The 11,459-nt window shown below is 64.1% G+C and carries 13 protein-coding genes; 7 read left to right on the top strand and 6 right to left on the bottom strand.

Features of this window, described 5'->3' with window-relative positions; genetic code table 11:
• Nucleotides 1–25: 25 nt before the first annotated feature.
• The 3 genes from K3756_RS06045 to K3756_RS06035 form a co-directional block, all read right to left on the bottom strand.
• Nucleotides 26–799 (bottom strand): isocitrate lyase/phosphoenolpyruvate mutase family protein, encoded by a 774-nt coding sequence (locus tag K3756_RS06045; protein WP_259991896.1) that lies wholly within the window; start codon nt 797–799, stop codon nt 26–28.
• Nucleotides 792–1,862 carry a bifunctional transcriptional activator/DNA repair enzyme AdaA gene (locus K3756_RS06040; RefSeq protein WP_259991894.1) on the bottom strand — a complete coding sequence of 357 codons (1,071 nt, stop codon included), beginning with the start codon at nt 1,860–1,862 and terminating at the stop codon, nt 792–794. The genes K3756_RS06045 and K3756_RS06040 overlap by 8 nt, the downstream gene beginning before the upstream one ends.
• Before the next feature lie 144 nt (nt 1,863–2,006).
• Entirely contained in the window at nt 2,007–3,440 is a 1,434-nt protein-coding gene (locus K3756_RS06035; protein ID WP_259991892.1) for a Glu/Leu/Phe/Val dehydrogenase, read from the bottom strand.
• Nucleotides 3,441–3,662: 222 nt separating this feature from the next.
• Between K3756_RS06035 and K3756_RS06030 the strand changes: the two genes are divergently transcribed.
• From K3756_RS06030 to K3756_RS06010, 5 genes are all read left to right on the top strand, one after another.
• Nucleotides 3,663–4,130, top strand: coding sequence for a YbaK/EbsC family protein (locus K3756_RS06030; protein WP_259991890.1), 468 nt, complete (start codon nt 3,663–3,665; stop codon nt 4,128–4,130).
• 273 nt (nt 4,131–4,403) lie between these two features.
• Nucleotides 4,404–5,834 (top strand): TadE/TadG family type IV pilus assembly protein, encoded by a 1,431-nt coding sequence (locus K3756_RS06025; protein ID WP_259991888.1) that lies wholly within the window; start codon nt 4,404–4,406, stop codon nt 5,832–5,834.
• An 8-nt stretch (nt 5,835–5,842) separates the two neighbouring features.
• Nucleotides 5,843–6,370 (top strand): TadE/TadG family type IV pilus assembly protein, encoded by a 528-nt coding sequence (locus K3756_RS06020; protein WP_259991886.1) that lies wholly within the window; start codon nt 5,843–5,845, stop codon nt 6,368–6,370.
• The gene (locus tag K3756_RS06015; RefSeq protein ID WP_259991884.1) at nt 6,370–6,930 is read left to right on the top strand and encodes a TadE/TadG family type IV pilus assembly protein; all 561 of its coding nucleotides are present in this window, start codon (nt 6,370–6,372) and stop codon (nt 6,928–6,930) included. The genes K3756_RS06020 and K3756_RS06015 overlap by 1 nt, the downstream gene beginning before the upstream one ends.
• A gap of 119 nt (nt 6,931–7,049) precedes the next feature.
• Nucleotides 7,050–7,415 (top strand): hypothetical protein, encoded by a 366-nt coding sequence (locus K3756_RS06010; RefSeq protein WP_259991882.1) that lies wholly within the window; start codon nt 7,050–7,052, stop codon nt 7,413–7,415.
• Here K3756_RS06010 and K3756_RS06005 read toward each other — a convergent pair.
• From K3756_RS06005 to K3756_RS05995, 3 genes are all read right to left on the bottom strand, one after another.
• Complete coding sequence (locus K3756_RS06005; protein ID WP_259991881.1) at nt 7,412–7,924, bottom strand: hypothetical protein; 513 nt, start codon at nt 7,922–7,924, stop codon at nt 7,412–7,414. The genes K3756_RS06010 and K3756_RS06005 overlap by 4 nt on opposite strands.
• Nucleotides 7,925–8,025: 101 nt before the next feature.
• Complete coding sequence (locus tag K3756_RS06000) at nt 8,026–8,982, bottom strand: NAD(P)-dependent oxidoreductase (RefSeq protein ID WP_259991879.1); 957 nt, start codon at nt 8,980–8,982, stop codon at nt 8,026–8,028.
• A gap of 133 nt (nt 8,983–9,115) precedes the next feature.
• A complete protein-coding gene (locus K3756_RS05995; protein ID WP_259991877.1) occupies nt 9,116–9,715 on the bottom strand; it encodes a TetR/AcrR family transcriptional regulator in 600 nt (199 codons plus the stop codon).
• Nucleotides 9,716–9,791: 76 nt separating this feature from the next.
• On the opposite strand from K3756_RS05995, the gene K3756_RS05990 reads away from it, so the two are divergent.
• Together K3756_RS05990 and K3756_RS05985 are read left to right on the top strand one after the other, a co-directional pair.
• Complete coding sequence (locus tag K3756_RS05990) at nt 9,792–10,076, top strand: hypothetical protein (RefSeq protein ID WP_259991875.1); 285 nt, start codon at nt 9,792–9,794, stop codon at nt 10,074–10,076.
• Nucleotides 10,077–10,154: 78 nt separating this feature from the next.
• Nucleotides 10,155–11,441, top strand: coding sequence for a homoserine dehydrogenase (locus K3756_RS05985; protein WP_259991873.1), 1,287 nt, complete (start codon nt 10,155–10,157; stop codon nt 11,439–11,441).
• Nucleotides 11,442–11,459: the final 18 nt, after the last annotated feature.

Raw genomic sequence — 11,459 nt, 5'->3', positions numbered from 1 at the left:
TGGGGGATTTGTCGCGGTCTGCCGTTTACGCCTCCGGCTTGTCCGCCAGCGACATCTGCAGCGCGGCCCGCGCCGCAGCCGTCACCGCTTTCATCGCCGCGGCATAAGACGCAGGACCATGGCTGATCCGCGCCACACCTGCCCCCGCCAGCGCCGCAAAGGGCGGCAGATCGGGCGCCATCATCACATTCACGGGCAAGGCCTGTCCGGCGGCCATCCGGCCAATCAACGCCGGATCGACCAATCCGGGCACAAACAGCCCCGACGCTCCCGCCTGCGCATAAAGCGCCGCACGGCCCAGCGCGTCTTCGACCAGGGCTGCATGATCGGCCACCGGCGCTTGCAAAAATACGTCCGTGCGCGCGTTGATGAAAAACGCAGGCCCCACCGCGGCGCGGATCGCGGCGATGCGCGCCGCTTGGCGCTCGGGCGCGAACAGCCCCGCGCCGCCCACCACACGGTCCTCGAAATTCACCCCGACCACGCCGACACCCGCCAGCCGCGCGATATTGGCGGCCACCTCTTCGGGGGCGTCGGCATATCCGCCCTCGGCATCGATACTCACCGGCAGATCGCTCTGCGCCACCAGCCCCGCGGCCAGCGCCACCAGTGTCTCCAGCGGCACCCGCTGGCCATCCTCCAGCCCCAGTGCGGCCGCCACGGACCAGCTGCCCGTGCCCAGCGCCTGCGCGCCCGCCTTGGCGATCGCCCGCGCCGATCCCGCGTCCCAGCAATTATACAGCACAAAGGGCGCGCCCGGCCGGTGCAGCTGCGCAAACCGGTTTGCTTTGTCACTCATCTTTCTGTCCTTTCACGGCATAGGTCTGTTCAAGATCGATCAACGCCTGCTTGCGCCACAGCCCGCCACCGTATCCGGTCAGCGCCCCGTCCGCGCCCACCACCCTGTGGCAGGGGATCACGATGGCGATGGGGTTCGCACCATTCGCCCGCGCCACGGCCCGCGTCGCGGTGGGGCGGCCCATCTCGCGTGCCACATCGCCATAGCTGCGGGTCTCGCCCGCGCGGATCGCGCGCAAATGCCGCCAGACCTCCCGCTCGAACGGCGTGCCGAGCGGCGCCAGCGGCGTGTCGAACCCTGCGTCCTCACCGGCCATGAACCGCGCCAGCTCCGCCTCGATCCGATCGGTCGGGGCATGACGGCCGAAGCCGATGCTGCCCCGCGCATCCGCACGCAGCTTGCGCAGCTCCGCGGGCAAGGCGCGCCGCTCGGTGAATTCCAGCAGATGCAGGGCCTGCGCCGAACTGACGGCCACCATCGCGCCCAGCGGCGTATCGATCCAGTCGGCACGCAACAGCGCATCGCGCACAAACGCCCCCGGCGGCAGGCCCATCCACCCCGCAAAAGCCGCCCGGAACGCCGAGCCGGACGCGTATCCCGCATCCAGCTGCGCCTCGATCACCCTGCCGCCCTGCGGCAAGACCTGCGCGCCCGCCCGCAACCGCCGCTGGCGGGCCAGCTCGAGAAACGTCACCCCGAAATGACGCTTGAAACTGCGGCGCACGGTCGACGGGTCATGGCCCATCGCCGCGATGTCACGCTCTTGCCAGCGCCGCGCCGGATCGGCCTGCAACGCGCCCAGCAACGCCACCACCACCGGATCGCCCTGCGCGGCGGGCCCCTGCGGATGGCAGCGCAAACAGGGCCGGAACCCCGCCGCGACGGCCTCGGCCACCGACGGATAGAAGCGGCAATTCTCGCGCTTGGGCTTGCGCGCCGGACAGGTCAGGCGGCACACCACCCCCGTCGAGGACACAGCAACAAAGGCGCGGCCCTCCCATGCGGGGTCACGGGCCAGCAAAGCGGCATAGAGCGTGTCGGCATCGGGCAAATCAAACAACATGGCCCCACCCTAACGGGGCAAAGCCGCGCTGTCCGCCGCCGTTCGGGCGTTTATTCACACAACTGCGTCAGCGGATGACATCGCACGGGGAACGCCTCCCGCGCACCGCCCCGCGCCGCGCGGCACGGGTCAGCACGAGCGCCACTAGAGACCCTTGGCGTGATAGCTCGCCGCCACCTTGCCGATCGCCACCAGATAGGCCGCCGTGCGCAGATCGCTGATGTCATCGCGGCCGTGCCACACATCGGCCATCGATTCGTAGGCGATGCGCATCGTGTCATCCAGACCCGAACGGACCAGCTCCAGTTCCCCCGCCCCGCGCAGGTACTTGTCCTTGAAATCGGGGCTGAGCGTCCAGTTGATCGAGGTATCGCGGCTGATGCGCTCCAATTCGTCGACAATCAGCTGGTGACGGCTTTCTTCCTGCCGCCGGCCCATCCGGCCAAAGCGGATGTGCGACAGGTTCTTGACCCACTCGAAGTAGGACACGGTCACACCGCCCGCGTTGGCATACATGTCGGGGATAATGACCGTGCCTTTCTCGCGCAATACGTCATCGGCGCCCGCGGTCACCGGTCCGTTGGCCGCCTCGATGATCAGCGGCGCCTTGATGTTCTTGGCGTTGCCGAGGTTGATGACCCCCTCCAGCGCGGCGGGGATCAGGATGTCGCACTCGCGCTCCAGCAGGGTATCGCCGTGTTCGACAAATTCACCTCCCGCGAACCCCTCGGGGGACCCGTGATCGGTGATGTACTGCTTGAGCGCCTCGATATCGATGCCATCGGCGTTCCAGATCGCGCCGTTGTATTCGATCACCCCGATCACCGGCGCGCCGTCCTCTTCGCTCAGGAACTTGGCCGCGTGATAGCCCACGTTGCCCAACCCCTGCACCACGACACGCTTGCCCGACAAGGTTCCGGTCATGCCCGATTTCTTCACCCCGTCGGTGTCGCGGAAAAACGCGCGCAGGGCGTATTGCACACCGCGGCCCGTGGCCTCCGTGCGGCCCTGGATGCCGCCTGCGTTGATCGGCTTGCCGGTGACACAGGCCGCGCCGTTGATGTCGGTGGTGTGCATGCGCTTGTACTGGTCGGCGATCCACGCCATTTCCCGCTCGCCCGTGCCCATGTCGGGGGCGGGCACGTTCTGGGCGGGGTTGATCAGATCGCGCTTGATCAGCTCATAGGCAAAGCGGCGCGTGATCATTTCCAACTCGTGCTCTTCGTATTCGCGCGGATCGACGCACAGCCCGCCCTTGGAGCCGCCGAACGGCGCTTCGACCAGCGCGCATTTATACGTCATCAAGGCGGCAAGCGCCTCGACCTCGTCCTGGTTCACTCCCATTGAAAACCGGATGCCGCCCTTGACCGGCTCCATATGCTCCGAATGGACCGACCGGTAGCCGGTGAACGTCTTGATCTCGCCGCGCAGTCGCACGCCAAAGCGGACCGTGTACGTCGCGTTGCAGACGCGAATCTTCTCCTCCAGACCGGGCTTGAGGTCCATCAGACCCACCGCTCGGTTAAACATCAGGTCGACACTTTCGCGGAACGTGGGCTCGTGGGAGGACTGGCTCATTAGGACATTGCCTTCAGTTGATCGGGTTGCGGCGGGCCACCGGGCGAATCCGGCTGCCTCAAGGGCAACCTAGGCCGCCGCGCGGCGCGGTGCTACTTTTTTAGCCGGTTTACGAACAACTGTAGCGAGATTTTGCGGCCCTCTCGCGCGCATCCGCCCGCGGCGCGCAATTGCAAAGCGCCCCGCCCTGTCCTACGCCTTGGGCAAACAACGGAGCCGACCATGGGCAAAAGCGTCAACCGCGTCAAAGCCGCCGCTGCGGATCTCGGGCTCGACATCGATGTCGTGACCCTGCCCCACAGCACCCGCACCGCCGACGAAGCGGCCATCGCGGTCGGCTGTGCGCCCGCACAGATTGCCAAGTCGATGATCTTCGAGGGCGCGCACAGCGGGGCGCTCAAACTCGTGCTGGTCAGCGGCGCCCACCAGCTTGATCTGGCCCGCGCCCCCGATCTCTTTGGCGAAGACCTCGTGCGCGCCGATCCCAAACGCGTGCGCAAGGACACCGGCTTTGCGATCGGCGGCGTGGCACCCATCGGGCATCTATGCGCGATGCAGACCTATATCGACGCGCACCTGCTGGGCTTTGACGTGGTCTGGGGCGCGGGCGGCGCGCCCGACACGGTGTTCCGCGTCGATCCGCATAAACTCGCCGCCGCGTGCCGCGCCACAACCGTCACGCTGACCTGATATCTACCCCTGCGCGGGCGGCACCGTTAACGCACAAGCGAGTCGCATTAACCATTGCGGCCAGACCCGCGCAAATTTGGCGACAATTTGAGACGATGTTTCCACACGCGCAACACTGGGCGCCACAGCGCCCCACTGTCTCTGAAAACCCTTTAAAATAGGCGTTTTAGGCAAGAATCCGCCCCAATTAAGCCATGTTTATACGTCACAACATGGCCTTGACGATTAGTGGGCGTGCATCTTTGGCAGGTCCAAGGCCCGAAAGGTGAACATATGTCAAAACTTTATTCAACGACCCGGATTCCGGTGAAGTTGAGCCAGATGACGGCACAGCAATTCAAACGCTTCCGGCGTGAAGAAGACGGTGTGATCACGGTTCTGGCCTGCTTCATGATCCTGATGATGCTGATGATCAGCGGTATTGCCGTTGACCTGATGCGCAACGAAATGGAACGCGTGAAAATCCAGAACACCGCCGATCGTGCGGTGCTGGCAGCCGCCGACCTCGATCAGGAATCGCCCCCCAAGGAAGTGGTGACAAACTACTTCGAGACCAGCGGGCTGGGCAGCCTGATTACCAACGACGACATCAACGTGAGCGGCGGCATCAACTACCGCACGGTCAGCGTGACGGCGGATGCCACCACGCCCACCAACTTCATGTCGATGATGGGCGTCGACGCGCTGCCACTGATCAGCCACGCCGAAGCCGAGGAAAAGATCGCCAAGGTCGAAATCTCCATGGTGCTCGATATTTCCGGGTCCATGAAGAACGACAACAAGATGACGAACCTGCAGAACGCGGCGAAGGTATTTGTCGACACGGTCATCCGCCCCGAGACGAAAGACCTCGTGTCGCTGTCGATGGTGCCCTACTCCGAGCATGTGAATGCCGGGCCGGACCTGCTGTCGAAGTTCAAGGTCTACGTCAACAACCCCTATTCCCACTGCATCGAATTCGCAGACAGCGATTTTAATTCCGTGCGCCTCGACCGCGGCAAATGGTACGACCAGGTGCAGCACTTCCAGTGGAACTACAACGGCAGCGACAACGACCGCACCGATACGGTCTGCCCGCGCTATGATTACGAACGCATCCTGCCCACGTCGCAGAATGCCACCGCGATCAAGGCACAGATCGACAAGCTCAAGCCGCGCGCCGGTACCTCCATCTTTGCGGGCCTGAAATGGGGCGCAGGCATGCTGGACCCCGATTTCAAGCACATCAACACCAAGTTGTGGGAAGACGGCATTGTCGACGGCGTCTTCAAGGACCGTCCCGCCCCCTACGATGATGCGGATACGCTCAAGACCGTGATCCTGATGACGGACGGGCAGCACGACAATTCGTTCCGGATTGCCAGCCGCTACTACCAGTCCGAAAGCCACGCCCGCCATTGGCACAATTATAACCTCAACTGGTACCTCAGAAACTACGTGCGCTACGAATATCGCAGCAGCTTCTATTACAAGAAGTACTGGGCATCCAAAGGCGACGATCTGCTCGAGAACATCTGCAACAAGGCCAAGGACAAGAAAATCGTGATCTGGTCCATCGGCTTCGAAGTGTCCGATCACGGGGCAAACGTGATGCGCAACTGTGCCTCCTCGCCCAGCCATTTCTTCCGGGTTGAAGGCGTCGAAATCAGCGAAGCATTCAAAGCGATTGCCCGCACAATCAACCAGCTGAGGCTCACACAATGATTACTGTCATGAAAAACTGCCTGGCACGTTTTCGCAAGAACGACGAAGGCTCGGCCCCGGTCATCGAATTCGTGGTCATGGTGCCGCTCATCTTCTCGACCTTCATCATGTCCGTCGAACTGGGTATCTACTCGATGCGCCAAATGTTCCTCGACCGTGGTCTCGACATGGTCACCCGCGAAATCCGGCTGAACACCGGCACCGTGGGCGATCACGCCACGCTCAAGGACATGGTCTGCGAAGCCTCGGGCTTCCTGCCGGAGTGCAAGGAAAAACTGAAACTCGAGATGATCACCGTCGATCCGCGCAACTTTGCCGAACTCGACCCGCAACCCGACTGCATCGACACCAAACTCGGTGTCACACCGGTCCGCGGGTGGGATCTGGGCCGCGAGCATGAACTGATGATGCTGCGCGCGTGCTACAAATTCGACCCCCTCTTCCCGACCACCGGCCTGGGCCTCGCCTTTGCCAAGGACGGATCGGGCGAAGTGGCCATGATCTCACTCAGCGTATTCGTACAGGAGCCAGGCTAATGTTTATGCACAACGTCAAATCCTTCCTGCGGGCCGACTTTGCCCGCCGCGAAGACGGCTCGGTCGCGATCGAAACCGTGATCATCCTGCCGGTACTCTTCTGGGCCTTCCTGTCGATGTTCTCGATCTTCGATGCCTACCGGATGTACGCGAAGAACCAGAAGGCGGCCTATACGGTCGGCGACATGGTGACCCGCGAAACGCAACCCATCGATGCAGCCTATGTCGACGGCGCGCATGATCTGTTCGACTACCTGACCCGTCCGGGCCAGAACAGCTCGATCCGCATCTCGCAGGTCTACTACGACAAACAGGCCGTGAAGTTCAAAACCGACTGGTCCGTCACCCGCGGCACCCCCACGGCGCTGACAAACGACGACATCGGTTCGTGGAACACCCGCCTGCCCAAAGTGCTCGACGGCGAACGCCTTGTGGTTGTCGAGACATGGTCGGATTTCGATCCGGTGTTCGCAACCGGTCTGGAGGATCGGGTGATTTCGAACTTCGTGTTCACCCGGCCCCGCTACGCACCGCAGGTGCTCTACGCCGAAGCAAGCTAAGCGACCTTCCTACACACCCAAAGCCCCCGCTGGATCCCGGCGGGGGCTTTTGCTATTGTCCGGCCCTTGCTCCCCGCGGCCCCAGCATCCGCGCCGCGAAGGCCGAGAGGGCACCCGACATGCGCGAACCATCTGCCCCATATTCCGCCAGCGACCGGCGCCGCATCGAAAAGCGGGCCCGGCGCAGGCTCGGATCGGAATTGAACCTGATCCTGTCGGCAGGCTTCGGCGCCGTGTTCACCATCGTTCTGTTTTTCGGCCAGTTTCTGGTGGTCCCGCTCTCGCAGCGCACGGGCCTGCGCCCCACGGTCGTGCTGATCGCGCTCTCGCTGTGCGTCACCGTGGTTTGGGCCGTGGGTCACGCCCGCCGCGCGGGGCCACGGATCAAAAGGGGCACAGGATCTCAGCGCGGCGTTTCTCTACGACGCACAGGCCGCGCGCAATTCAAAGGCCCCGACCGACCGCGCCCCATGACCCCGCGCTAGCGGCGTCCGGCCTCGATCTCGCGCTTGGCCAACATCGCAGCAATGATTTCCGACATCACCTTGGTCTGGCTTCCCGGCGTCATGCCGCCCACCCCGATGCGTCGCCCCACGCGCCACCACAGACCGGGGCGCCACGTGTTGGCCTCCTGCCCGTGTGCAGTGCGCAGCAAAAATCCGTTCGACGGTTTGAACGCGAAAAATCCGCGGTCCATCGCCTCGATATCCGCGATGCGCGCGATCACCGTGCCGTCACTGTCGCGCAGCGCCTCTTCGGTCAGCTCGATCCGGTTGGCGGTCGCACGCCGCATCCGGTCCGCCATCCAGAGCGCAGCCGCCCCCATCGCCAGCAGGAAGATCCGCCATTCGGGCGCGGGCGATTGGGACAGCGCGATCCAGATCACCATCACCCCCAAAAGCCCCAGCGACGCCATGCCCAGAAACCGCCGGCCGGGCGAGGCCTGTGCGGCGGCCAGAATTTCGTCCGGCGGGAATGAGGGGAAATCGGTCATGGCGCGCTCCTTGTTGCGCCTCCCCCTACCGTTTGCCCGACCGCGCGGCAAGTGTATGCACACCCTGTGCACATCCGGTGCACAGGCTGTGACCGCGCCGACTACACCGCCGCCGCCCGTTTTGGGCGCACCTCATAGCCGCGCTCCTCCGGCTCGTCATCGACCAGCTCTTGCGGAAAACCCTCGGCCCGCACGCTCAGCCCCGTCGCTTCCTCCAGCCGCTCGATCATCCGGTCGGACTGCGCCCGCACCCCGTACCGCGCCTGCCCGTCCGCCATCATGTCGATCATCATCGGCGAGATTTCCAGCGGCACGCCCGCGTCATCCGCCAGCGCCTGAAACAGGCCGATATCCTTCTGGATCAGGTCCATCGTAAAGTTCACATCCCGCGATCCTGACAGGATCAACTGGCTTTCTGTTTCGTGCACAAAGCTGTTGCCCGACGACATCGCAATCGCCTCGTACGTCATGCCCATATCCATGCCCTGCGCCTTCATCACCGTCAGCGCCTCGCACAGCGTCAACAGGTTCGCCGTGGCTAGATAGTTCGTCATCACCTTGAGAACGCTGGCATTTCCCAGATCTCCCACATGCAGGATACGCCGCCCCATGTGGGTCAGCACCGGCAGCACCCGATCGAATGTGTCGCGGCTGCATCCCGCATAGATGCTGATGTTGCCGGTGTCCGCGCGGTGGCATCCCCCCGATACCGGACAGTCCACCGCCGCCCCGCCGGCGGCCTCGACACGCTGCGCAAGCGCCTTGAGCACGGCCGCATCCGTGGTCGACATCTCCATCCAGATTTTGCCTTCGGTGACATGCGGCAACATGCGCTCGACCACCGCCTGCGACGCAGCGGGTGACGGCAGGCAGGTGATGACCGCGTCGCAGGTCTGCATCATCTGCTCGGGGCTTTGCCCGTCCGCCGCACCCTGCGCCACCTTGGCCGCCACCAGCGCAGGGTCAAGATCGTGCACACACACATCCACCCCGTTGCGCACCAGCGATCCCGCCAGCTTGCCCCCCACATTGCCCAGCCCGACAAACCCGACTTTCATTGCAGTCCCTCCACAGATTTCGTGCCACTAAGCGCGACGGCGCGGCCTTTGTCAGGCCCAAAACCGACATTCCGGCATCACGGCGAATGTTAAATTGAATTTCGTTCGAAAACAGCGCGTTACCCGCAGCACTTCACCCGCCAGCGGATGGCATGGCCACGGATTTGCGCACCATGTCCCAATACTGCGCGACCACCTCGTCCAAAGACAAACGGCCATCGGTGCGAAACCACGTATTCACCCCCGTCAGCATCGCGATGATCGCCAGTGTCGCGATTTTCGTGTCGCTGATCGCAAAGGTGCCGCTGGCAACCCCGTCGCGCAAAATGCCCTCCAACCGGTCCTCGTAGCGGCGGCGCAGCGCCTCGATGCGGGCGAAATTCTGCGCTGTCAGATTGCGCAGCTCCATATAGGCAATGAACACCGCGTCCGGGCGGGCGTGGTGAAACCGGATGTGAAATTCGACGAAACGCTCCAGCCGCTCGGTCGGTGTGCCGGCCACGTCGTCGTATGCCGCGTCGAGCAATTGGGTCATGTGGCTTTGCATCAGGTCAAACAGCAGGCTCTGCTTGTCCGGCGTGTAGTTATAGAGCGCGCCCGCCTGCACGCCGACATCGGCCGCAATGGCGCGCATCGACACCGCCGCATAGCCGCCCTGCGCAAAAAGCCGCAAAGCAGAGGCCCGCACGCGCGGTCCTGTAATGTCAGAATGTGATCCCTGGGTGCGTGCCATGGGCCGATTATCTGAACGGACGTTCAAAAGTAAACCCCGCCTTGCGCCCGCCCGCATCGCTGGTGCATGAAGTGGTATGCGTATCGTGATCGCCCTTTGCCTCTGTGCGGCCCTGCCCGCCTGCACCCAGTTTCCCGCGCTGGACCAGACGGTGACCCCCGCGCTGGAGAACGCCGATTACGCCACATTGGTCCCGCTCGATCCGGTGCTGGCGCAGGCCCGCACGCCCGGTCGCGCGCCCGAAGCGATCAACGCGCGGCTTGACGGTCGGATCGCGGCGCTCAACGCACGTGCCGCCCGTCTGCGCGGCGGTGTGCTGACAGGACGCGAACGCCAGCGCCTGTCCCAGGGCCTGCGCTAGCGCTGATGCGTTGCGCCCTCGCCTGAACGCGGCTACACCGCGCAGGAACACCACGCGTTGCAAAAAGGATTCCCCGCCATGTCACACCCCCTTCGTCTTGGGATTGCCGGTCTGGGCACGGTGGGTGCCGGTGTCGTGCAGATCCTGCGCAAGCAATCAGAGCTTTTGTCGGCCCGCACCGGTCGGGCCATCGAAATTTCTGCCGTGTCCGCACGCGACCGCAGCAAGGACCGCGGCGTTAACCTGTCGTCCTACGCGTGGGAAGACGATGCCGTGGCACTGGCCAAACGCGATGACGTTGATGTCTTTGTCGAGCTGATGGGCGGCGAGGACGGACCCGCAAAAGATGCCACCGAAGCCGCTTTGGCCCTGGGCAAGGATGTCGTGACCGCCAATAAGGCAATGCTTGCGATGCACGGTCAGGCGCTCGCCGAAGCCGCGGAAAACGCCAGTGCCGTGATCAAATACGAAGCCGCCGTCGCGGGTGGTATTCCGGTGATCAAATCCCTTGGCGAAGGGCTGGCAGGCAACGAAATCACCCGTGTGATGGGCGTGATGAACGGATCGTGCAACTATATCCTGACGCGGATGCAGGACGCGGGCCTGCCCTACGCGGACGTCTTTGCCGAAGCCGACGGGCTCGGGTATCTCGAAGCGGATCCCGCGCTCGACGTGGGCGGCATCGACGCTGCGCATAAACTGGCCATCCTGTCGTCGCTGGCCTTCGGGACCCGTGTCGATTTTGCCGGGATCGAACTCGAAGGCATCGAACGGGTCAGCATCGAGGACATCAACGCCGCCGCCGACATGGGCTACAAGATCAAGCTGCTGGGTGTGGCGCAGATGACCGGCCGCGGACTGGAGCAGCGCATGCAGCCGTGCCTCGTGCCCGAAACCTCGCCGCTGGGCCAGCTTCAGGGCGGGACCAACATGATCGTTCTCGAAGGCGACGCCGTCGGCCAGATCGTGTTGCGCGGCCCCGGTGCCGGTGCGGGCCCGACCGCCAGCGCCGTTCTGTCCGACATTTGCGATATTGCGCGCGGCTACCGCGGGGCGGTCTTTGGTCAGCCCGCCGCCGGGCTCGTTGCCGCCACCCCCGCCCTCAGCCAGCGGCCCGCGGCCTATTACCTGCGGCTCGCGCTGCACGACAAACCCGGCGCGCTGGCCAAGGTCGCCACGGTGCTGGGCGAAGCGGGCGTCTCGATCGACCGTATGCGGCAATACGGGCACGACGAAAACGCGGCCCCCGTGCTGATCGTCACCCACAAAACCACCCGCGCCGATATCGACCACGCGCTGGCCGCGATGGGCAAGACCGCCGTGGTGGACGGCGATCCGGTCGCTCTGCGCATCGAGGAAGTCTGACCAGAACCGCGCACCACG

It is taken from the genome of Sulfitobacter sp. S190, assembly GCF_025141935.1.
Lineage (GTDB): Bacteria > Pseudomonadota > Alphaproteobacteria > Rhodobacterales > Rhodobacteraceae > Sulfitobacter.
Note: the sequence above shows the minus strand (reverse complement) of the source record. Positions and strands in the feature narration are given on the sequence as shown.

What these genes read in the sequence shown, in the direction of transcription:
- K3756_RS06045 (WP_259991896.1), bottom strand. Translation starts at nt 799, where the DNA reads ATGAGTGACAAAGCAAACCGGTTTGCGCAGCTGCACCGGCCGGGCGCG.
- K3756_RS06040 (WP_259991894.1), bottom strand. Translation starts at nt 1,862, where the DNA reads ATGTTGTTTGATTTGCCCGATGCCGACACGCTCTATGCCGCTTTGCTG.
- K3756_RS06035 (WP_259991892.1), bottom strand. Translation starts at nt 3,440, where the DNA reads ATGAGCCAGTCCTCCCACGAGCCCACGTTCCGCGAAAGTGTCGACCTG.
- K3756_RS06030 (WP_259991890.1), top strand. Translation starts at nt 3,663, where the DNA reads ATGGGCAAAAGCGTCAACCGCGTCAAAGCCGCCGCTGCGGATCTCGGG.
- K3756_RS06025 (WP_259991888.1), top strand. Translation starts at nt 4,404, where the DNA reads ATGTCAAAACTTTATTCAACGACCCGGATTCCGGTGAAGTTGAGCCAG.
- K3756_RS06020 (WP_259991886.1), top strand. Translation starts at nt 5,843, where the DNA reads ATGAAAAACTGCCTGGCACGTTTTCGCAAGAACGACGAAGGCTCGGCC.
- K3756_RS06015 (WP_259991884.1), top strand. Translation starts at nt 6,370, where the DNA reads ATGTTTATGCACAACGTCAAATCCTTCCTGCGGGCCGACTTTGCCCGC.
- K3756_RS06010 (WP_259991882.1), top strand. Translation starts at nt 7,050, where the DNA reads ATGCGCGAACCATCTGCCCCATATTCCGCCAGCGACCGGCGCCGCATC.
- K3756_RS06005 (WP_259991881.1), bottom strand. Translation starts at nt 7,924, where the DNA reads ATGACCGATTTCCCCTCATTCCCGCCGGACGAAATTCTGGCCGCCGCA.
- K3756_RS06000 (WP_259991879.1), bottom strand. Translation starts at nt 8,982, where the DNA reads ATGAAAGTCGGGTTTGTCGGGCTGGGCAATGTGGGGGGCAAGCTGGCG.
- K3756_RS05995 (WP_259991877.1), bottom strand. Translation starts at nt 9,715, where the DNA reads ATGGCACGCACCCAGGGATCACATTCTGACATTACAGGACCGCGCGTG.
- K3756_RS05990 (WP_259991875.1), top strand. Translation starts at nt 9,792, where the DNA reads ATGCGTATCGTGATCGCCCTTTGCCTCTGTGCGGCCCTGCCCGCCTGC.
- K3756_RS05985 (WP_259991873.1), top strand. Translation starts at nt 10,155, where the DNA reads ATGTCACACCCCCTTCGTCTTGGGATTGCCGGTCTGGGCACGGTGGGT.